The organism is Sphingopyxis soli (assembly GCF_018682675.1).
Lineage (GTDB): Bacteria > Pseudomonadota > Alphaproteobacteria > Sphingomonadales > Sphingomonadaceae > Sphingopyxis > Sphingopyxis soli.
Window position 1 is genome coordinate 78,740 of sequence record NZ_JAFMTR010000010.1, and the last position, 19,990, is coordinate 98,729.

At 65.5% G+C, this 19,990-nt stretch carries 20 protein-coding genes; 10 read left to right on the top strand and 10 right to left on the bottom strand.

Annotation, left to right across the window (positions count from 1 at the left end):
- Positions 1 to 23: 23 nt before the first annotated feature.
- The 7 genes from J1N50_RS01155 to J1N50_RS01185 form a co-directional block, all read right to left on the bottom strand.
- Positions 24 to 317 (bottom strand): GIY-YIG nuclease family protein, encoded by a 294-nt coding sequence (locus tag J1N50_RS01155; protein WP_215349399.1) that lies wholly within the window; start codon positions 315 to 317, stop codon positions 24 to 26.
- Between the two features lie 97 nt (positions 318 to 414).
- Entirely contained in the window at positions 415 to 2,061 is a 1,647-nt protein-coding gene (locus J1N50_RS01160) for an acetolactate synthase large subunit (RefSeq protein WP_215349402.1), read from the bottom strand.
- Positions 2,062 to 2,255: 194 nt separating this feature from the next.
- Positions 2,256 to 4,079, bottom strand: coding sequence for a cobaltochelatase subunit CobT (cobT, locus tag J1N50_RS01165; protein WP_215349406.1), 1,824 nt, complete (start codon positions 4,077 to 4,079; stop codon positions 2,256 to 2,258).
- A gap of 61 nt (positions 4,080 to 4,140) precedes the next feature.
- A complete protein-coding gene (locus J1N50_RS01170) occupies positions 4,141 to 5,331 on the bottom strand; it encodes an alpha/beta hydrolase (protein WP_215349409.1) in 1,191 nt (396 codons plus the stop codon).
- Positions 5,331 to 6,320, bottom strand: a complete 990-nt coding sequence (gene cobS / locus J1N50_RS01175) for a cobaltochelatase subunit CobS (protein ID WP_215349412.1) — start codon at positions 6,318 to 6,320, stop codon at positions 5,331 to 5,333. Before cobS ends, J1N50_RS01170 begins: the two co-directional genes overlap by 1 nt.
- A gap of 91 nt (positions 6,321 to 6,411) precedes the next feature.
- Positions 6,412 to 7,437, bottom strand: a complete 1,026-nt coding sequence (locus J1N50_RS17990; protein ID WP_215349415.1) for a glycosyltransferase family 4 protein — start codon at positions 7,435 to 7,437, stop codon at positions 6,412 to 6,414.
- On the bottom strand, positions 7,434 to 8,030 hold the full coding sequence (locus J1N50_RS01185; RefSeq protein WP_215349417.1) for a J domain-containing protein: 597 nt from the start codon (positions 8,028 to 8,030) through the stop codon (positions 7,434 to 7,436). Before J1N50_RS01185 ends, J1N50_RS17990 begins: the two co-directional genes overlap by 4 nt.
- 28 nt (positions 8,031 to 8,058) lie before the next feature.
- On the opposite strand from J1N50_RS01185, the gene J1N50_RS01190 reads away from it, so the two are divergent.
- From J1N50_RS01190 to J1N50_RS01200, 3 genes are read left to right on the top strand one after another with little or no spacing between them, the layout of a single operon-like run.
- A complete protein-coding gene (locus J1N50_RS01190) occupies positions 8,059 to 8,340 on the top strand; it encodes a BolA family protein (RefSeq protein ID WP_425516922.1) in 282 nt (93 codons plus the stop codon).
- Entirely contained in the window at positions 8,340 to 8,708 is a 369-nt protein-coding gene (locus J1N50_RS01195) for a cupin domain-containing protein (RefSeq protein WP_246552875.1), read from the top strand. The genes J1N50_RS01190 and J1N50_RS01195 overlap by 1 nt, the downstream gene beginning before the upstream one ends.
- Positions 8,708 to 9,592, top strand: coding sequence for a pirin family protein (locus J1N50_RS01200; protein ID WP_215349424.1), 885 nt, complete (start codon positions 8,708 to 8,710; stop codon positions 9,590 to 9,592). Before J1N50_RS01195 ends, J1N50_RS01200 begins: the two co-directional genes overlap by 1 nt.
- Positions 9,593 to 9,683: 91 nt before the next feature.
- Here the strand turns inward: J1N50_RS01200 and J1N50_RS01205 are convergent, their stop codons facing one another.
- A complete protein-coding gene (locus J1N50_RS01205; RefSeq protein ID WP_215349427.1) occupies positions 9,684 to 10,502 on the bottom strand; it encodes a PhzF family phenazine biosynthesis protein in 819 nt (272 codons plus the stop codon).
- Positions 10,499 to 11,077 (bottom strand): pyridoxamine 5'-phosphate oxidase, encoded by a 579-nt coding sequence (gene pdxH, locus J1N50_RS01210; protein ID WP_246552877.1) that lies wholly within the window; start codon positions 11,075 to 11,077, stop codon positions 10,499 to 10,501. Before pdxH ends, J1N50_RS01205 begins: the two co-directional genes overlap by 4 nt.
- 130 nt (positions 11,078 to 11,207) lie before the next feature.
- Here pdxH and J1N50_RS01215 point away from each other — a divergent pair, with 130 nt between their 5' ends.
- The 7 genes from J1N50_RS01215 (at position 11,208) to J1N50_RS01245 (ending at position 18,861) form a co-directional block, all read left to right on the top strand.
- Positions 11,208 to 12,137 carry a DnaJ C-terminal domain-containing protein gene (locus J1N50_RS01215; RefSeq protein WP_215349433.1) on the top strand — a complete coding sequence of 310 codons (930 nt, stop codon included), beginning with the start codon at positions 11,208 to 11,210 and terminating at the stop codon, positions 12,135 to 12,137.
- A gap of 3 nt (positions 12,138 to 12,140) precedes the next feature.
- Positions 12,141 to 13,223 carry a YihY/virulence factor BrkB family protein gene (locus J1N50_RS01220; RefSeq protein ID WP_215349436.1) on the top strand — a complete coding sequence of 361 codons (1,083 nt, stop codon included), beginning with the start codon at positions 12,141 to 12,143 and terminating at the stop codon, positions 13,221 to 13,223.
- Positions 13,220 to 14,047: an SDR family oxidoreductase gene (locus J1N50_RS01225; RefSeq protein WP_215349440.1), complete on the top strand. Its 828-nt coding sequence runs from the start codon at positions 13,220 to 13,222 to the stop codon at positions 14,045 to 14,047. Before J1N50_RS01220 ends, J1N50_RS01225 begins: the two co-directional genes overlap by 4 nt.
- Entirely contained in the window at positions 14,040 to 14,570 is a 531-nt protein-coding gene (locus tag J1N50_RS01230; protein WP_215349443.1) for a GNAT family N-acetyltransferase, read from the top strand. Before J1N50_RS01225 ends, J1N50_RS01230 begins: the two co-directional genes overlap by 8 nt.
- Positions 14,571 to 14,574: 4 nt before the next feature.
- Positions 14,575 to 15,651, top strand: a complete 1,077-nt coding sequence (gene aroC, locus J1N50_RS01235; protein ID WP_215349446.1) for a chorismate synthase — start codon at positions 14,575 to 14,577, stop codon at positions 15,649 to 15,651.
- Between the two features lies 1 nt (position 15,652).
- Entirely contained in the window at positions 15,653 to 17,437 is a 1,785-nt protein-coding gene (locus J1N50_RS01240) for an SLC13 family permease (protein ID WP_215349449.1), read from the top strand.
- A gap of 74 nt (positions 17,438 to 17,511) precedes the next feature.
- Entirely contained in the window at positions 17,512 to 18,861 is a 1,350-nt protein-coding gene (locus J1N50_RS01245; protein WP_215349452.1) for a dicarboxylate/amino acid:cation symporter, read from the top strand.
- A gap of 9 nt (positions 18,862 to 18,870) precedes the next feature.
- Here the strand turns inward: J1N50_RS01245 and J1N50_RS01250 are convergent, their stop codons facing one another.
- Positions 18,871 to 19,836 (bottom strand): hypothetical protein, encoded by a 966-nt coding sequence (locus J1N50_RS01250; RefSeq protein ID WP_215349456.1) that lies wholly within the window; start codon positions 19,834 to 19,836, stop codon positions 18,871 to 18,873.
- Between the last annotated feature and the right edge of the window lie 154 nt (positions 19,837 to 19,990).

A 19,990-nucleotide genomic window follows, 5' to 3' on the forward strand; every position in this document is an offset into this window, starting at 1 on the left:
GAAAGCGGGGACCCAGAGCGGCATTAACCGTTCACTCGATCGTAGAGATCGAGCCATTGCGGATTGGCACGTTCGATCAATTCCAGTTTCCACGCTCGCCGCCATTTCTTGATGGCCTTTTCGCGAGCGATCGCTTCGTTCACATCGGCAAAGGCTTCGGCATGCACCAAGCGATGAACGCCATATTTAGAAGCAAATTTTGAACCCTCGCCATTCCGATGCTGCCAAATCCGCTGGGACAAATTGGCCGTCACGCCGGTGTAAAGCGTGCCATTGCGTCCGCTGGCGAGGATATAGACGTGATAGGTTTGTTCCATTCGACTCCTGGGTCCCCGCGTTCGCGGGGATGACAAGAAGGGGCGCCCATCTGTCATCCCCGCGAAAGTGGGGACCCAGGAGCGGCCAAACTCGATCCTATAATTCCTTCGACAGCTTCTTGATGTCGATGTTAAGGATCTGGTCGTTCTCCGAATAATCGACCGGGCAGTCGATCAGATGCACGCCCGGCGTGTCGCGGGTATGCGCGAGCAGTTCCTTCAGATGCGCGGCGCTTTCGACACGGTGCCCGTGCGCGCCATAGCTTTCGGCATATTTGACGAAATCGGGGTTGCCATAGGTCAGGCCCCAATCCTTGAAGCCCATGTTCGCCTGTTTCCAGCGGATCATGCCGTAACTGCTGTCGTTCAGGATCAGCACGGTGAGGTTGAGGCCGAGGCGCACCGCGGTCTCCATCTCCTGGCTGTTCATCATGAAACCGCCGTCGCCGCAGATCGCCATGACCTTGCGGTCGGGATAGACCATCGCCGACATCATCGCCGACGGCAGGCCGGCGCCCATCGTCGCGAGCGCGTTGTCGAGCAGCACGGTGTTCGGCTTGCACGCCGTATAGCCGCGCGCGAACCAGATCTTGTACACGCCATTGTCGAGGCAGATGATCCCGTCGTCGGGCATCGCGTCGCGGATCGACTGCACCAGATGCGGCGGAAAGATCGGGAAGCGCGTATCGGCGGCGAGCGGCGCGGTATGGTCGACCTCGGCCTTGCGGAAGGCGAGCATATGGTCGAACCTCCACCCGCCGTTGGGGACGATGTCTTCCTTCATCTGCCAGACGGCGTTGGCGATGTCGCCGATGACCTCGATATCGGGGAAATAGACAGGATCGACCTCGGCGGTCTTGCTCGACACATGGATCACCGTCGGGCCGCCCTGCTTCATGAAAAAGGGCGGCTTTTCGATCACGTCGTGACCCAGGTTGACGATGCAGTCCGACGCCTCGACCGCGCGGTGGACGAAATCGCCCGCCGACAGCGCGGCACAGCCGAGGAACTTCGGATGCCGTTCGTCGATCACGCCCTTGCCGAGCTGGGTCGTCAGGAACGGAATGCCGGTCTTTTCGATGAACTGCAGCAGCATCCGGCTGGTCATCGTGCGGTTCGCGCCCGCGCCGATCACCAGCACAGGCGATTTGGCGTTTTCAAGAGCCTTCACCGCCTCGCGGATCGATTTCACATCGGCGTTCGGGCGGCGCGAATGGCTCCGCTTCAGCGGCGTCGAGTCCGTATGCTCGTCGGCAATATCCTCGGGCAGCTCGATATGCACCGCGCCGGGCTTTTCCTCCTCGGCAAGGCGGAAGGCTTCGCGCACGCGGCTCGGGATATTGTCCGACGACGCCATCTGGTGCGTATATTTGGTGATCGGCGACATCATCGAGCAGACGTCGAGGATCTGGAAGCGGCCCTGCTTCGATTTCTTGATCGGCTTTTGCCCCGTGATCATCATCATCGGCATCCCGCCGAGCTGCGCATAGGCAGCGGCGGTGACGAAGTTGGTTGCGCCCGGCCCGAGCGTCGCGAGACAGACGCCGGTCTTGCCGGTGTGGCGGCCATAGGTTGCGGCCATGAAACCCGCGCCCTGTTCGTGGCGGGTCAGGATCAGCTTGATCTTCGTCGAGCGCGAGAGGCTGTCGAGAAAGTCGAGATTTTCCTCGCCCGGAACGCCGAAGATATATTCGACGCCTTCTTCCTCCAGGCACTCGATGAACAGGTCGGATGCTTTTTTCACGGTCAGTCGCCCCCTCAGCCGGCACCCTCTATGGTGCGGTCCTCAGTCGGTGCCGGCGACCCCTCAGCACAATGATGATGCAGCGGTTCCCGTCGTAAGCCCCGCGAGTCCCTGCTGCGTCGGGGAAGGTTTGTAACGAGGGTATAAAGGCTTGTCACCCACCCGTGGCGATCCGCTTCGGGCCGGCCGCCCGCTCAATCGATGTCGAACAGTCCCGCCAATTGCTCGACCATCGTGCCGCCGAGCTGTTCGGCATCCATGATCGTGACCGCGCGGCTGTAGTAGCGGGTGACATCGTGCCCGATGCCGATCGCGCAAAGTTCGACCGGCGACTTCTTCTCGATCCACTCGATCACCTGGCGGAGGTGCTGGTCGAGATAGGCGCCGTGGTTGACCGACAGGGTGCTGTCGTCAACCGGCGCGCCATCGCTGATCACCATCAGGATGCGGCGTTCCTCGGGACGGCCCACGATCCGGTGGTGTGCCCACATCAGCGCCTCGCCGTCGATATTTTCCTTGAGCAGCCCTTCGCGCATCATCAGGCCGAGCGACTTGCGCGCGCGGCGATAGGGTTCGTCCGCGGGCTTGTAGATGATGTGGCGAAGGTCGTTGAGGCGGCCGGGATGCGGCGGCCGTCCGGCGGCCAGCCAGTCCTCGCGGCTTTGCCCGCCCTTCCAGGTGCGCGTCGTGAAGCCGAGGATTTCGGTTTTCACGCCGCAGCGCTCGAGCGTGCGCGCGAGAATATCGGCGCTGATCGCGGCGATGCTGATCGGCCGACCGCGCATCGATCCCGAATTGTCGATCAACAGCGTCACGACGGTGTCGCGGAAATCGGTGTCGCGCTCGACCTTGTAGGACAGCGAACTGCCCGGCGAGACGACGACGCGCGCGAGGCGCGCTGCGTCAAGCTGGCCTTCCTCCTGATCGAAATCCCACGCGCGGTTCTGCTGCGCCATCAGGCGGCGCTGCAGCCGGTTCGCGAGCTTGGTCACCGCGCCCTGCAGATGCGTCATTTGCTGGTCGAGATAGGCGCGCAGCCGCGCCAGCTCGTCGGCGTCGCAGAGGTCTGTCGCGGCGACGATCTCGTCATGCTTCTCGGTGAAGCGGACATAGTTGAAGTCGGGGACGTCGGTCGGCAGGCGGTTGGGACGGACGGGCAACATCCCCTCGTCGCCTTCGCCGCCCATCTCGGGCTCGCCGTCGGCTTCCATCTCCTGCGCGTCGGGGTCGCTGTCGCCATCGTCGGCCTGATCGCCCGCCATCTCGGCGCGCGCGTCGACCTGGCTCTCGCCGCTGCCGCCGTCTTCGCTTTCCTGCTCCTCCTGGCTTTCGTCGGCCTCGGATTCATCCTCTTCGCCGCTATCCTCGCTTCCTTCCTCCATCGGCTCGTCGCCATAGATGAGGTCGAGGTGGCGGAGCGCGACCTTCGCGGTTTCGGCGAACGCGGCCTGATCGTCGATCAGCATCGCCAGCGCGTCGATGTCGCTGCCGGCTTCCTTGGTGATCCACTCGCGGACCAGCGACAGTCCGGTCTCCGTGCCCTGCGGCGCCCGTTCGCCGGTCAGCGCCTCGCGCAGCAGCAGTTCGAGCGCGCTCGATACCGGCACATCATCCTTCGCCTGCGCGCGGCTGATCGGATCGCTGCGCATCCGCATCTGGAGCGACGCAGAGAGGTTCTGGCGCATCCCCGCCATGTTGCGCGCGCCGAGCGCCTCGATCCGCGCGCGCTCCATCGCGTCGAAAGCCGCGGCGGCGAGCGGTTCGGCGGGGCGGGCGGCGTTGTGGATCTTGTCGCTGTGATGCTTCATCCGCAGTGCATAGCTGTCGGCGAAGCCGCGCGCTTCGGCGACCTGATCGCGCGGCAACGTCCGCGACGGGGTCGGCACCTTGATCGCCTTGCCGATCTGCACCGGCGCATCGGCCGTGAAGCCGACCTCGACTTCTGCGTCGCGGGTGACCGCGCGCGCGACGCTCGACAGCGCGGCCTTCAGATCGTCGAGGGGAGATTGGGTTGCCATATCGAGTCGGCTCTAACCAGCTTTTGGGGCGGAAGGAAGAGAGGGAGGCGCGCCGCGCCGCTCAATCCTCTTCGTCGCCGGGCGTGCGGCTGCAAACCGCATTGTCGTCCGGCTTGGGATCGGCAGGGTCGGGGACAAGGCGAAAGACATGCGAGAGGTGCGTCGCGACGCGCTGCGCCCGCGTTCGCTTGTCGGCGATGACGTCGACAAAATCGCGGCACGCGGCTGCGCTGCGCAGGAAATTGCTGTGCCCCGACGCCCCGCGCGATACATCGGTCGTGTCGACCACGGTCAAGCCCGGAACCCCCGCGGGATAGCAGCGCTCGGGCAGCCCCTTCGCCTTGAGATCCGCGGCCTGGAACGGATCGAAGCAATAGGGAGAGCCGAGCCGCGGATAGCCGTGAAGCGCCCGCGACAGCGCCAGCGCCTTGTCCTTCAGCGACGTATAGACGGTGATCCGCCGCCCGAGCGCGACGCGGTCGGGAGCCAGCACCTCTTCGACGATGTCGCGCTCGAACGTTTCGCGGTCGACGTCGGGCGAGGCGAGGATGATGTTGGAGATATTGCCCGTGCGTTCGGCGCGGCGCGACAGCCGGTCGGCGGCCCCGATCGCGGGGATTACCAGCCGCGCGCCCAGCGAATGCGAGACGATCACGATCTCCTTCACCCACGGCTTGTCGGCAAGGCTGCGCAGGAAATCGCGGAAGTTCCGCACGTCGTGGTACATGTTGGTTTCGTCGACCGCATATTTCAGCACTTCGCCCTGCGAGGGCCAGCTATATTCGACGATCGGCCCGTCGAAGCCGGTCATGCGCGCGATTTGTGCGGCGTCCTTCGATGTCGTCTCGAACGTCTCGCGATAGCCATGGACATAGAGCAGCACGCGTCCCTGCCGCCGGTCGGTCTCGGCCTGCAGCGCGCGCCACCAGTCGCCCTCTTCCTGAAATGCCATCGGCGTGCGCAGCGTCTTGTTGCCGGCCTTCTCGGCCCGCCCCGGCGCGGCGAAGCGGCCGAAGCGCGTCCGGTCGCCCCGGTAACCGAGCAGGCGAACTTCGTCGGTCCGGCAATCGGGCAGGCGGGTCGTGACGAAAAACAGCGGCAGCGCCTCACCGTCGACGGGGGCGCCCGCCTGCGCGGTGCAACGCGGGTCGGCGACATAGTCGGTATGGCGAATCTTGCCGTAGTCGACCGGCGAGATGCAGCCCGAAAGCGTCAGCGCCGTGGCCGCCACCATCAGGTGGCGCGGACGCATCACTTTCCGACGACCCCCTCGGGCAAGTCTTCGCCGAACACGCGCTGGTAATATTCGGCAACGATCATCCGCTCGGCCTCGTCGCACTTGTTGAGGAACGACAGGCGGAAGGCGAAGCCGAGGTTGTTGAAGATCGCGGCATTCTGCGCCCAGCTGATCACCGTGCGCGGCGACATGACGGTCGAGATGTCGCCGTTGATGAAGCCCTGGCGGGTCAGATCGGCGACCTTCACCATATTGGCGACGGTCGCATCGTCGGTGCCGGGAACCTTGGCGAGGATGATCGCGCTTTCGGTCGCGGCGGGCAGATAATTGAGCGTGACGACGATGTTCCAGCGATCCATCTGGCCCTGGTTGATCTGCTGCGTCCCGTGATAGAGCCCGCTGGTGTCGCCGAGGCCGACGGTGTTGGCGGTCGCGAACAGCCGGAAATGCGGGTTCGGGCGGATCACCCGATTCTGGTCGAGCAGGGTCAGCTTGCCCTCTGCCTCCAGCACGCGCTGGATCACGAACATCACGTCGGGGCGGCCGGCGTCATATTCGTCGAAGACGAGCGCGGTCGGCGTCTGCAGCGCCCAGGGGAGCAGGCCTTCGCGAAATTCGGTGACCTGCTGGCCGTCCTTGAGGACGATCGCGTCGCGGCCGACAAGGTCGATGCGGCTGATGTGCGCGTCGAGGTTGACGCGGATGCACGGCCATTTGAGCCGCGCGGCGACCTGTTCGATGTGCGTCGACTTGCCGGTGCCGTGATAGCCCTGGACCATGACGCGTCGGTTGAACTTGAATCCCGCAAGGATCGCGAGCGTCGTGTCGCCGTCGAAGACATAAGCCGGGTCGAGGTCGGGCACGCGCTCGTCGGCTTCGCTGAACGCCGGGATCTTCATGTCGATATCGACCCCGAACATCTCGCGTGCATCGACCTCGGTATCGGGCGCGGCGAGGAGCGTCGAGCCGTGGTGGTCGGGCAGGCTGTTCGGGATGTCGGTCATCGTGAATCTCTATAGGGATGTACCAAGGTGCGATTTTCGGGGCTGAGTAGAAGCCGCGACCGCGCGGTGCAAATCTTTTTGCGTTCCGTCTTCAGTCCGGTGCTTTATTTTTATTGCGGATCAACCGGTAAAAATAATCTATCATGACCTGCTCGTTGCAATTGGCCAGTGCGAAGGCGCGCGCATTCGTGCCAAGCCGTTCGACGAATGCGGGTTCATCGCGCAGCCGCTCGATTGCAAGGCGAAATGCCCGCGAGTCGCGTGGCGGGACGAGCAATGCCGTTTTTTCATGTTCCACATAGTCGGTCACGCCGGATGACCGGGTCACGATCTGGGCCTTCCCCAGATGCATCGCACCGACGATCGTGACGTGGCCGTTTGGCGTGCTGGCGGTGCGGAGCGGCACCAAGGACGCTTCGGCATGACAGACGAGGCTCCAAGCCTCGTTGAAGGGAAGATTGACATGCACGGTGACATTATCCGGCAGCGAAAGCTTGGCAAGATTGTGTGGACGCACGACGAAGACAAAGCGCGTCGAAGGCATAGAGCGCGCGGTTTCGGCAAGTGTTGCATAGTCGCGCGCTTCGCCGCCCAACGCCACGAAATAGGGCTCGGCGATCACGCGTGGCCCTGGCCTCTCGATGGGCGGGGCGACGCTCCAGCGGACAAAGTCGAAACGCTCCTCAGGGATTTCGAACAGGCGTGAGTAGAGACCTACCTCCATCTTCGAATAGACGGCGAAACGCTCGATCCCGCGAAATGCGCGGATCATCAGACGGCGCAAAACCGGGCCGGGCAAGTCGGTGAAATTGAATGAGATCGCGCAGTGCCTTGTGCCGTCGCGCTTTCCTGTCGCGGATGCCGTGTAGAAAGCGAGATGGGGACCATGTGTGATGATAAAATCGGCGGGCCGTGTCCCAAGCGTTCGGCGGACTTCGATTCCGGCGCGGACGCGGCCCATGTGCGGAAACGGCATCCGCCTCTCGAACGCGTTGCGCTTGCGCGCGCTTACAAAGCGCCAGTCGTCCGCTTCCGGGCCCGAAAGGCGCGGTCGAATCCACTGCCACGCCAGATCGGCCTCGGCATTATTGATGATCGACGGCGCGTTCCCGGTCACCGGAAAGCCGGAGCGTTGCGTAAATGATTATAGGCCTCGATGACCCGCTGCAGCGCCTTTTCGCGGCTCCGGTCGCCACCGTTGCGGTCTGGATGATAACGCCGGACCAGTTCGGAGTAACGGCCGCGCAACGCACGCCGGTCGGCATCCAGGTCGAGCCCCAGCACCCCAAGCGCATTGCGGTCTTCACTCGAGAGCGACTTCCCATCTTTGCGTTCGGTCGGCATCGCTTCCTGCATCCTCTGACGAAACCGCGCGCCGACGGCATCCATCGGATCCTTGAAATCGGCCCAGCGCGGCGGCAGGTCGGCGCTGCCCGCGGGACGGAAGGCGCGGCTTTCGGTTTCCCAGCCCGCGGTCGGCGACTGCGCCGCCATGATCTGGTCGGCGGTCATGCCCTCGAAGAAATTATAGCCCGCGTTGAACTCGCGAACATGGTCGAGGCAGAGGTAGCGGTACGGCGGCGGGCCATCGGGCGAGCGGTGCGAGGAAACCGGCGCGCGAAATTCGCCGGGCTCGCGGCAGCCGGGAACGGCGCAGGGCGCGTCGCGCGGAATGCGGCCGTGGAATCGGGGGGAGCGGGGACTTGTCATGTGGGGTATCCGCGCCCAACATGGGGGCATGATGCAAAAAGGTCCAGTGCAACGCGAGATGGAGGAGCTGCTGACCGCAGCTTTTCCCGATGCGAATTTCACCCTCAGCAACGACAGCGCGACGCATCGTGGCCATGCCGGCGACGACGGATCGGGCGAGTCGCATTTCAGCCTCAGCATCGAATGGGCGGGTTTTGCCGGCCAGAACCGCGTCGCGCGGCAGCGTGCGGTCAACAAGGCGCTTGGCGACCTGCCCGGCCAGCGCGTCCACGCGCTCGCGATCAGGGCGACGGCGCCGGGAGAAGGATGATGGTCGACAAGGTCAATCTCGCCGAAGCCTTCGCCAGCTTCCACGATTATTGGAACCCGCGCGTCGCGGGCGATATCAATGATTTCCAGGTCAAGCTGGTCAAGCTCGACGGCAAGTTCGACTGGCATCATCACGCGCAGGAGGACGAGCTTTTCCTCGTCGTCGCGGGCCGGATGAAGATGGCGTTCCGCGACCGCGACGTGATCGTCGAGCCCGGCGAGTTCATCATCGTCCCGCACGGCGTCGAACATTGTCCCGAGGCGCTCGACGGCGAATGCCACGTGCTGCTGCTCGAACCGGGCTCGACCCGGAATACCGGCAATGTCGAAACCGACAAGACCCGCAAGACGCTCGAAAGGGTCGGCTGATGTTTACCGTCATCACTCCCTCGACCCATGACATCGGCGCGTTCGACGTGCGGCGCACCTTGCCGAACAAGGAGCGGACGATGGTCGGCCCGTTCATCTTCGTCGACCAGTTCGGCCCGGCGCATTTCGACATCGGGCAGGGGATGGACGTGCGCCCGCACCCGCACATCAACCTGTCTACGCTGACCTATCTGTTCGAGGGCGCGATCGACCATCGCGACAGTCTCGGCACCTATGCGACGATCCGTCCCGGTGCGTGCAACCTGATGACCGCCGGGCGCGGGATCGTCCATTCGGAGCGTACGCCGGCGGCCGAGCGCGCCAGCGGTTCGCCGATCTCGGGCATGCAGACCTGGCTCGCGCTGCCCGACGGCAAGGAAGAGGTCGATCCGGCGTTCGAGCATGTCGCCGCCGAGGATCTGCCGATCGTCGAGGACGGGCAGGTGTCGGCGCGCGTGATCATGGGCAGCCTGTGGGGCGTCACCGCACCGACGACGCAGCATAGCGCGACGATCTATGCCGACATCCTGATGAACGCCGGGGCGTCGTTGCCGGTCGAGGCCGAGGCCGACGAACGCGCGGTGCTCGTCGCGATGGGCGACGCCCGTCTCGATGACGAGGCGCTCGACCGATATAGCCTTTATATATTGAAGCCGGGGCAGGCGATGACGTTGCGCGCCGACAGCGACGCGCGCGTAATGCTGCTCGGCGGCGAGGCCTTCACCACCCCGCGCCATCTGTGGTGGAATTTCGTCAGCTCGTCGCGCGACCGGATCAACGAAGCGAAGCACGACTGGAAGAACCGCAAATTCCCTCTCGTCCCCGGCGACACCGAGGAATTTATTCCGCTGCCGGGGATGCCGAAAGTGCCTGGCTATCCCTGAGCGGTGATTTTCGGCCGGACCACGGCATTTATGGCATGACGGGAATCGCGGGGCAGCTTCCCGCCCAAAAAGCAGACGCTCCGGCCAGACCCTACAGCAGGAACTCCCCCGCCAGCGTGGTCACGCAGCGCCCGGAAAGCTCGACCCGATCGCCCAACAGGCGGCACCCCACATGCCCGCCGCGCGTGCTTGCCTGATAGGCCGCGAAACGATCGCGGCCGAGACGCGTCGCCCAATAGGGCGCGAGTACGCTGTGCGCCGAACCGGTCACGGGATCCTCCGGGATTCCAGCGCCGGGCGCGAAGGCGCGGCTGACGACGTCGGCGCCCGACGGGTCGCCGGCACCGGGTGCGGTCGCGATATAGAGGATGTCGCCCTCGCTCAGCGCCGCGAGATCGGGCGTCAGCGCGCGGACCTCCTCGGCGCCGTGATAGACGATCAGCGCATAGCCGCCGTCGTGCCAGAGCGTCTCGACGATATCGCCGCCCATGGCGCGCGCGACGTCGGGCAGCGGCCTGGCCGTCGCGCGATACGCCGGGAGCGTCATCCGATAGGAATCGTCGTCGCCGCTGCGGGTGACCTGCAATATGCCCGCCTTGCGCGTGCGGAAGCGCATTTCGTTCCGCCACTGTGCCGCCGATAGCAGGACATGCCCGCTGGCAAGCGTCGCATGGCCGCACAGCGCGACCTCGAGCGTCGGGGTGAACCAGCGCAACTCGTAATCGGCCTCGCCGCTGTCGTCGGGGACGAGGAAAGCGGTTTCGGCAAGATTGTTCTCGGCCGCCATCGCCTGCAGCAGATCGTCGCCGAGCCATTCCTCGAGCGGCATCACCGCGGCGGGATTGCCGGTAAAGGGCCGGTCGGCAAAGGCGTCGACGCGGGTGATCGGGAAGGAGCGCAGCGCGGTCATGGGTAGAGAAGCCCTTTCGTCCATCCTTCGCCGCTGCGGACATAGAGGTTACGCTCGTGAAGGCGATGTTCGCGGTCCTGCCAGAATTCGATCCGTTCGGGCGTGACGCGCCAGCCCGACCAGCGCGGCGGGCGCGGCACGTCGTGCCCCGCGAACCGCGCCTGCATTTCGGCGAAGCGGGCTTCGAATGTCGCCCGGGTATCGAGCGGGCGTGACTGGTCGCTCGCCCAGGCGCCGAGCTGGCTGTCACGGCTGCGCGTGGCGAAATAGGCGTCGGCGGTGGCATCGTCGACCGGCGTGACCATCCCCTCGATGCGAATCTGCCGCCGCAACGATTTCCAGTGAAAGAGCAGCGCCACATGCGCGTTCGCGGCGAGTTCGCCCCCCTTGCGGCTGTCGAGGTTCGTGTAGAAGACGAAACCGTCGGGGCCGTGGCCCTTCAGCAGCACCATCCGCACCGAAGGCCGCCCGTCGGGCGTGCTCGTTGCCAGGGCCATGGCATTGCCGTCGTTGGGCTCGCTCGCGCGGGCTTCGGTGAACCAGATGTCGAACAGCGCAAAGGGATCGTCGGTCATGCGCGCCTCATAATGCCGGGCGCGGCGATGGTCGAGCGAAAGCGGCGGCCTTGACCCTTCTCGGCAATGCTCCCACATCGCCCGCTAATGGGCCTTCACGGCCAGTCACTTATCAGGCTATTGGATACAGATGGCAGATCCTTATTCGACCCTTGGCATATCGAAGAGCGCGACCGAGGCGGAAATCAAGTCCGCGTACCGCAAACTCGCCAAGGAACTGCACCCCGACCGGAACAAGGACAATCCGAAGGCGTCGGAGAAGTTTTCCGACGTGACCAAGGCCTATGACCTGTTGTCCGACAAGGCGAAGCGCGCGCAGTTCGACCGCGGCGAGATTGACGCCGACGGCAACCCGGCGATGCCCTTCGGCTTCGGCGGCGGTGGCGGCGGTTTTCGGGGCGATCCGCGCGGCCAGCCACAGGGCGGTTTTGGCGGGTTCGGCGGCGACGGCGCCGATTTCGGGGATATTTTCGAGGGACTGTTCGGCGGCCGCGGCGGCGGCGGGCCGTTCGGTTTCGGCGGCCACAGCGCGCCGCCCGCGAAGGGCGCTAACGTCGGCTACCGGCTGTCGGTCTCCTTCATCGACGCCGCGACCCTGGCGATGCAGCGGATCACGCTGTCCGATGGCAAGACGATCGACCTCAAGCTGCCTGCCGGGGTCGAGACGGGCACGCAGATGCGCCTCGCGGGGAAGGGGCAGCCGGGTCCCGGCGGCAATGGCGACGGCATCGTCACCATCGCGGTCAAGGATCACCCCTTCTTCGAACGCGACGGCGACAACATCCGTCTCGACCTGCCGGTCACGCTGAACGAGGCGGTCAGGGGCGCAAAGATCAAGGTGCCGACCGTCGACGGCCCGGTGATGCTGTCGATTCCTGCCGGTTCGACGTCGGGCAAGGTCATGCGCCTCAAGGGCAAGGGTTTCAGCCGGAAGGGCGGCGGCCGCGGCGACCAGCTGGTGCGGCTGATGGTCGACCTGCCCGCGAACGATGCCGACCTTGCGAAGGCGTTGGAGGGATGGACCGACAGCCGCGCGGTGCGAGCGGATCTTGGCGTGTGATGCGTGGCTGATCGCAAGCCGGACAAGACTGCCGCCGCGCTCGAGCGCGAGGTGGCCGAGGAAGTCGGCCAGGAATTTCTTGCCGAGGGGCATTCGCCCCATTCGCCCGAAGCCCGCGCCGAGCGCGCCAAGCGCACGCATCTGCGCGCGCGGGCGCAGGGGGTCATCGAGCGCGGGCGCGAGACGCTGGGGCCGGGAACGCGCGCCTTTCGCGTGCTGCGCCGCGTCGTCGTCGGCACGTACACCGACGGCTTCATCCACGCGGGCAATCTCGCTTATCTGGCGCTGATTGCGCTCTTTCCGTTCTTCATCCTGCTCGCGGCGGTGCTGAGCGTCCTGGGTGGGAGCTTCGGCGGCGAGCGCGCAATCGAGGCGGTGTTCTCGGTGATGCCGCCGACGGTGGCGCGCGCGCTGGAAGGCCCGATCCGCGAGGTGATGACCGCGCGCACCGGGCTGTTCCTCTGGCTTGGCGCGCTCGTGGCGTTGTGGACGGTGGGCAGCTTCATCGAAACGATGCGCGACATATTGCGCCGCGCCTATGGCACGCATTTCTCGCGCGGCTTCTTTCACTACCGCCTGCTGTCGATCGGCATCATATCGGGCGCGGTCGTGCTGATGCTGATCTCGTTCAGCATGCAGGTGCTGATCGTCGGCATCGAACAGTTCGTCGAGCGCGTGCTGCCGCCCGCCTATCAATCGGCCGGGGTGGTCGCCATCTCGCGCGGGGTGTCGGGTTTCGGCCTGTTCGTCGCGATCTACCTGCTCTTTTATTCGCTGACCCCGTCCAAATACCGCGCAAGGCAATTCCCCAAATGGCCGGGCGCGCTGTTCACGACGTTGTGGTGGATCGCGGTCACGCTGGCGTTGCCGCCGCTGCTTGCCAGCCTGTTTCGCTATGACGCGACCTACGGCAGCCTTGCGGGCGTGATGATCGCGCTGTTCTTTTTCTACCTCGTCGGATTGGGTATGGTGATCGGCGCCGAACTCAACGCCGCGCTGGTCGAGGTTGAGGATTTGGGCCACGACGCTATTGGGCGCGCGGACGATATGATGATCGAAGACGAAGAGGCCGGAGAAAAAGAATGACGGGTCTGATGAAGGGCAAGCGCGGGCTGATCATGGGTCTCGCGAACGACAAGTCGCTCGCCTGGGGCATTGCCAAGGCGCTGCATGCGCATGGCGCCGAGCTGGCGATTTCCTATCAGGGCGAGGTGATGGAAAAGCGGGTGAAGCCGCTCGCCGATCAACTCGGCTGCGATTTCCTGATCGATTGCGACGTCGCCGACATGGACAATCTCGATGCGGCGTTCGCGACGCTGGCAGCACGCTGGCCGACGATCGACTTCGTCGTCCATGCGATCGGCTATACGAACAAGGAGGCGCTGCGCGGCCATTATGCCGACGTCGGACTCGAAGACTTTCTGATGACGATGAATATCAGCGTGTACAGCTTCACCGCAGTCGCCAAGCGCGCGGCGGCGATGATGACGCCCTTCGATCCCGAAACGGGCACCGGCGGCGGCTCGCTGCTGACGCTGAGCTATTATGGCGCCGAAAAGGTGATCCCGCATTACAACGTCATGGGCGTCGCCAAGTCCGCGCTCGAGACCAGCGTCAAATATCTCGCCAACGATTACGGCCCGCGGGGCGTGCGCGTGAACGCGATCTCGGCCGGCCCGATCAAGACGCTGGCCGCGTCGGGGATCGGCGACTTCCGCCTGATCCTGAAATGGAACGAATATAACGCGCCGCTGCGCCGCAATGTCACGATCGACGATGTCGGCGGCTCGGCGCTGTACCTGCTGAGCGACCTGGCGGCGGGCGTGACCGGCGAAACGCACCATGTCGATGCGGGTTATCATACGGTCGGCATGAAGCAGGAAGACGCGCCGGACATTGCGCTTGCCTGACGGCATCGTCATCCGTGCCGCGACGGCGGCGGATGGCGACGCGATCGACGCGGTGATCCGCACGGCCTTTGCCGGCACCGGATTCGGGTATCAGGGCGAGGCTGGGCTGGTGCGGATGATCGAGGACGATGGCGACGTGCTGACGTCGCTTGTCGCCGAGCGCGACGGCGGGGTCGTGGGGCATGTGCTGTTCAGCCGGATGGATGTTCAGGCCGACGGCGCGGCGTTGTCGGCGGCCGGTCTCGCGCCCGTCTCGGTCTCGCCGATGCTGCAGGGGCAGGGGATCGGCGATGCGCTGATTCGCGCGGGGCTGGGCGATCTGCGCGCGCAGGGCGTCGCGATCAGCTTCGTTCTCGGTCATGAATCCTACTACCCGCGCTTCGGCTATTCGCCCGATCTCGCCGCGCGGTTCGCGTCGCCTTTTGCGGGGCCGCATTTCATGGCGATGATGCTGGACAGCGGCGCCGATTGGCCGCAATGCGGCCGCGCGGATTACGCACCCGCATTCGGCCGCTTGGGGTAGGGACATGAGTTTCAACAGCTTCGGACGCGTTTTGCGATTCACGACCTGGGGCGAGAGTCACGGGCCCGCGCTCGGTGCCGTGGTCGACGGTTGCCCGCCGCGCCTGTCGCTGTCCGAAGGCGATATCCAGCCGTTCCTCGACAAGCGCCGCCCCGGCCAGTCGCGCCACACGACGCAGCGGCAGGAACCCGACCGGGTGCGCATCCTGTCGGGCACCTTCGAGGGCAAGACGACGGGGACGCCGATCAGCCTGATGATCGAGAATGTCGACCAGCGCTCGAAGGATTATGGCGAGATTGCGCAGGCCTATCGCCCCGGTCACGCCGACTATGCCTATGACGCGAAATACGGCATCCGCGACTATCGCGGCGGCGGCCGGTCGAGCGCGCGCGAGACCGCGGCACGCGTCGCGGCGGGCGGGGTCGCGCGGCTGATCATTCCCGAGGTGCAGATCCACGCCTGGGTCGCCGAGATCGGCGGCGATGCGATCGATCCTGCGAACTTCGACCTTGAGGAAATTGATCGCAATCCCTTTTTCTGCCCCGATCCCGCCGCAGCGCAGCGTTGGGAAGGGCTGATGGACGCGGCGCGGAAGGCAGGCAGTTCGCTCGGCGCGGTGATCGAATGCGCCGCCAGCGGCGTGCCCGCCGGCTGGGGCGCGCCGATCTATGCCAAGCTCGACAGCGATCTGGCCGCCGCGATGATGGGCATCAACGCCGTCAAGGGCGTCGAGATCGGCGCAGGCTTCCACGCGGCGCGCCTGCGCGGCGAGGAAAATGCCGACCCGATGCGCCCCGCAAGCGACGGCAGCAACCGCCCCGATTTCCTGTCGAACAATGCCGGTGGCATCGCGGGCGGCATCTCGACCGGCCAGCCGGTGGTCGTGCGCGTCGCCTTCAAGCCGACCAGCTCGATCCTCACCCCGGTGCCGACGATCAACGCGGCGGGCGAGGCCGCCGATATCGTCACCAAGGGGCGGCACGACCCTTGCGTCGGCATCCGCGGGGCGCCGGTGGTCGAGGCGATGATGGCGCTCGTCCTCGCCGACCACAAGCTGTTGCACAGGGCGCAGAACGGCTGACATGATCGAGGCGGTCCAAACGTTCGTCGAAGCGCATCAGGCCGTCCTTTCGCTCATCATCCTCGCCGCGATATTCGTCGGCTTCCTGATGGAGCGGTTGCCCGCGACGGTCATCGCCATCCTCGGTGCCTGCACCTATCTCGCGCTCGGCATTCTCGACGCCGACGGGCTCTATTCGGTCTTCTCCAACTCCGCGCCAATCGTCATCGGGGCGATGTTCGTGCTGTCGGGTGCGCTCATCCGCACCGGCGTGATCCAGCGCGTTGCCGATGCGATCATGAAGCGCGCCGAGAAGAATCCGCGGCTGGCGATCGTCGAAGTGTTGGTCGGGGCGCTCGTCGCGTCGGCCTTCCTGAACAACACGCCGGTCGTCGTGGTCTTGCTGCCGATCATGCTCAAGCTGGCGGAGGTCACCGGCGTCAGCGCCAAGCGCCTGCTGATGCCGCTGTCGATCGTCGCCGTGCTCGGCGGAACGCTGACGTTGATCGGGACATCGACCAACCTCGTCGTCGACGGAATCGTGCGGCAGGCCGGGTTGGAGCGCTTCGGCATATTCGAGATCACCCCGATCGGGCTCGTCACCGCGGCATCGGGGATGGTCGGCCTGGCGCTGATGTGGTGGCTCCTGCCGACCGACAAGCCGGTCAAGGGGCCGGCGGGGACACATGACGCGCACCAATATCTGACCGAACTGGTGCTCGGCGACGATGACGATCTCGTCGCGATGACGGTCGAGGCGTTTCGCGACCTTCCGCGCTCGGCGCGTATCGTCGGCGTGCGGCGCGCGACAACGGTCGTCCATGGGGCCGACCTGGAGAATTGGACGCTGGCCGCCGGCGATCGCATTATCCTTCGCGTCGATGGCGCCACGCTGATGACCTGGCGCGACCAGGGACGCTTCGGGCTGGGGATCGGCAACGGGGAACCGGCAGAGGGCGATGTGGTTGTCGAAACGATGATCGCGGCGAACCATCCCTCAATCGGGCAACGATTGATCGATATCCCGTTCCTGCAAAAGATTCGCGCGCGGATCATCGGCCTCGACCGGCCGGCGCACGAACCCGGCCCCGACCTCGCCAGCGTCCGCATCCGCCCCGCCGACCGCCTGCTCGTCGCGGCCGGACCGCGCGAAGTCGAGGCGCTGCGCGACAACCCGCACCTGATCGGCGCCGACCTCGCGAAGGTTCGCGCCTTTCGTCGGGGCAAGGCGTGGATCGCGATCCTGTGCATGGCATCGGTCGTCGCGCTTGCCGCGCTCGATATCATGTCGATCGGGGTGGCCGCGATCATTGCCATCGGCGTCATCCTGGTGACGCGCTGCATCGACAGCGAGGAGGCGTGGGGGACGATCGACGGCGATGTGCTGATCCTGATCTTCGCGATGCTCGCCGTCGGGCTGGCGCTCGAGCAGAGCGGGGCGGTGGCGATGATGGTCGGCTGGGCGCAGCCGATGCTTGCCGGGCAACCGGCGTGGGTGCTGGTATTCGGCATCTATTTCTTCGCGCTGATCTTGTCGGAACTGCTCAGCAACAATGCGGTCGCAGCCCTGATGACGCCCGTGACACTGGCAATGGCGTCAGAGCTTGGGGTCGATCCGCGTCCGTTGGTTATCGCGCTGATGATCGGCGCGTCGGCGTGCTTCGCGACACCGATCGGCTATCAGACGAACACGATCGTCTATGCCGCCGGCGATTATCGCTTCGTCGATTTCGTCAGGATCGGTGTGCCGCTGAACATCATCACCGGTGTATCGACGTGCCTGGCGATCGTGTTTTTCCTGACCTGAGATTGCCCGTCGCCGACCAGCCTGTTACCCCCGCATCATGAAACGCCTGCATCAGCAGGACAGGGGAGTTCTGGATGGCACGTCGCCTCACTTTATACATCTTGCTCGGCATGGTCCTCGGGATCGTTGTCGGCTTTCTGGTGCGGAGCTTCGTGCCCGCCGACAGCGCGGAATTCGAATATTGGCTGAAGGGCTTCGGGACCCTCGCCACCATCTTCCTCAACCTCATCAAGATGCTCGTCGCGCCGCTGATCCTCGGCACGCTCATCGCCGGCATCGCGCATATGGGCGACAGTTCGGCGCTCGGCCGCATCGGTACCCGCGCGATCGCATGGTTCATCCTCGCCAGCCTGATCTCGATCAGCCTCGGCCTGATCATGGTCAATTTGCTCGAACCCGGCGCGGGCCTTCATCTGGCGGTCGGCGCGCATTCGGCGGCCGAGGTCGGCGAGGTCAAGAAACTCGATATGTTCGAGTTCATCGAGCATATCTTCCCGAAGAACGTCATCCAGGCGATGGCGGACAACAACGTCCTCCAGATCCTGGTCTTTGCGCTGTTCGCGGGGGTCGGCCTGTCGGCGCTGGGCGAGAAGGGCAAGCCGCTCGTCCGCGGCGCCGAGGCGCTCGCCGAGCTGATGCTCCAGATCACCGGCTATGTCATGCGTCTGGCGCCGTTCGCGGTGTTCGGCGCGCTGGCCAAGGTGGTCGCGCAATATGGCCTCGGCATTCTCGCGACCTACGCGGAGCTGCTGACCGAATTCTATATCTCGCTCGTGCTGCTGTGGCTGATCCTGCTCGGCGTCGGCGCGCTGTTCCTCGGCAGGCGGATCGTCCAGCTCGTTCGCTACGTGCGCGAGCCGCTGCTGATCGCTTTTTCGACCGCGTCGTCGGAAGCGGCGATGCCGAAACTGTTCGAACAGCTCGACCGCTTCGGCGTGCCGCGCCGCATCTCGGGCTTCGTGCTGCCGCTCGGCTACAGCTTCAACCTCGACGGGTCGATGATGTACGCCAGCTTCGCGACGATCTTCATCGCCCAGGCCTATGACATCGACATACCGATCGCGACACAGATCCTGATCCTCCTCACCCTGATGGTGTCGTCGAAGGGGATCGCGGCGGTGCCGCGCGCCAGCCTCGTCGTCATCACCGCGACGCTGGCGATGTTCGACCTGCCGGTCGAGGGCGTCGCGATCGTCTTTGCGATCGACCATTTCCTCGACATGGGGCGCACCGCGACCAACGTCGTCGGCAATGCCGTCGCGACCAGCGTCATCACCAAATGGGAAGGGATGCTCGAAGAGCCGGACCCGGCCTTCGACGAGCGGCCGCACGCGCCCGCGCACACCACCCATCATGGCGCGCGCGGGCTCGATCTTCAGGAGGACATGGTCGCCGACAAGCGGACGCCGCCGGCCGACGCCTGACGCGCCGCGTCAGTCCTTGTCGGGGGTGATCGACCGCTCGAACCGCTGCGACCGCTCGGGTGCCGGCGCCTGACGCTGCGCAGGCGGCGTGTAGCGCGGCGCTGCGGATGGCGGCGCGGCCGGGGGTCGCACCGCAGCCGGCCGGTCCGTCGAGGGCGCCGGACGCGGCCGGACCGCTTCGGGACCGCGCGGCGTGCCGCCGCCCTGCGGCGGCGCCCACGTTCGCACGGGGCGCTGCGCACCGGCCGGGCGATCCGTCGTCGCCTCGCCTTGCGCCACCGGCGGCGCCGGACGCGGGCGGACATAGCCGCCGCCTTCGCCGCGCGAGGGGCGCGGGTGGACGGCCGAGGGGCCGCCGCCGGGGCGAACCGGATTGGTCGTGGTCGGCGGATTGCCGCCTTGGCCGCCGCTGCCCCCGCCCGGGCGCGTTCCACGCTGGCCATCGCCGCCGGGATGGCCGGTCCAGCCGCCGGGGCGCCCCGGGCGACCATCGCCATTCCCGTCACCATGACCCGGCTGCCCGTTCCAGCCACCGGGACGGCCGGGACGTCCGTCGCCGTCACCTCGTCCCGGACGGTTCCAGTTGCCGTCGCCATGACCGCCATGGTGCTTCCACCAGGCGCGCCGCCCGCCCCAATAGTTCAGATACTGGCCGCGCAGCGGATAGCGGTTGCGATGGATGTCGAAGAGCCAGAGGCCGTAGCCCGGATAATAATAATTGTCGTACCAGCCGCCACCAAAGCCGATCTGCGCAAAGCCGCCGCCATAGTCCGACGCATCATAGCAGTCATAGCCATAACCGTCGTCATAGGCATAGCCGTCATAATCGTAATAGTCGGCGCCATAGCGCGATGCGCAGTCGCCGCCCGAGGCGTAGCTGCTGCCGTACACATCGCCATAATAGCAGCCGCCGAGCGCCGTCGTGGCGAGCGCGCCAAGCGTCACGGCGAGGGAGGGTCGGAATGCCTTGGCCATGACTTTATCCTTTGAGAGTCCAAACGGATGCGACTGAGAGTCCAAACGGATGCGACCCGCCATCTTGCCGCGAGATTGCGCGAGTCGAGTTGAATTTGCGGTGAATGGAGCCCGGGCGCTGCGACGCGCGCTACTTGCATCGATGTCAGTAGTT

What these genes read in the sequence shown, in the direction of transcription:
- J1N50_RS01190 (WP_425516922.1), top strand. Translation starts at nt 8,059, where the DNA reads ATGATGCAAAAAGGTCCAGTGCAACGCGAGATGGAGGAGCTGCTGACC.
- J1N50_RS01245 (WP_215349452.1), top strand. Translation starts at nt 17,512, where the DNA reads ATGGCACGTCGCCTCACTTTATACATCTTGCTCGGCATGGTCCTCGGG.
- J1N50_RS01155 (WP_215349399.1), bottom strand. Translation starts at nt 317, where the DNA reads ATGGAACAAACCTATCACGTCTATATCCTCGCCAGCGGACGCAATGGC.
- J1N50_RS01185 (WP_215349417.1), bottom strand. Translation starts at nt 8,030, where the DNA reads ATGACAAGTCCCCGCTCCCCCCGATTCCACGGCCGCATTCCGCGCGAC.
- cobS (WP_215349412.1), bottom strand. Translation starts at nt 6,320, where the DNA reads ATGACCGACATCCCGAACAGCCTGCCCGACCACCACGGCTCGACGCTC.
- J1N50_RS01225 (WP_215349440.1), top strand. Translation starts at nt 13,220, where the DNA reads ATGACGGGTCTGATGAAGGGCAAGCGCGGGCTGATCATGGGTCTCGCG.
- pdxH (WP_246552877.1), bottom strand. Translation starts at nt 11,077, where the DNA reads ATGACCGACGATCCCTTTGCGCTGTTCGACATCTGGTTCACCGAAGCC.
- J1N50_RS01205 (WP_215349427.1), bottom strand. Translation starts at nt 10,502, where the DNA reads ATGACCGCGCTGCGCTCCTTCCCGATCACCCGCGTCGACGCCTTTGCC.
- cobT (WP_215349406.1), bottom strand. Translation starts at nt 4,079, where the DNA reads ATGGCAACCCAATCTCCCCTCGACGATCTGAAGGCCGCGCTGTCGAGC.
- aroC (WP_215349446.1), top strand. Translation starts at nt 14,575, where the DNA reads ATGAGTTTCAACAGCTTCGGACGCGTTTTGCGATTCACGACCTGGGGC.
- J1N50_RS01240 (WP_215349449.1), top strand. Translation starts at nt 15,653, where the DNA reads ATGATCGAGGCGGTCCAAACGTTCGTCGAAGCGCATCAGGCCGTCCTT.
- J1N50_RS01200 (WP_215349424.1), top strand. Translation starts at nt 8,708, where the DNA reads ATGTTTACCGTCATCACTCCCTCGACCCATGACATCGGCGCGTTCGAC.
- J1N50_RS01195 (WP_246552875.1), top strand. Translation starts at nt 8,340, where the DNA reads ATGGTCGACAAGGTCAATCTCGCCGAAGCCTTCGCCAGCTTCCACGAT.
- J1N50_RS01170 (WP_215349409.1), bottom strand. Translation starts at nt 5,331, where the DNA reads ATGCGTCCGCGCCACCTGATGGTGGCGGCCACGGCGCTGACGCTTTCG.
- J1N50_RS01215 (WP_215349433.1), top strand. Translation starts at nt 11,208, where the DNA reads ATGGCAGATCCTTATTCGACCCTTGGCATATCGAAGAGCGCGACCGAG.
- J1N50_RS01250 (WP_215349456.1), bottom strand. Translation starts at nt 19,836, where the DNA reads ATGGCCAAGGCATTCCGACCCTCCCTCGCCGTGACGCTTGGCGCGCTC.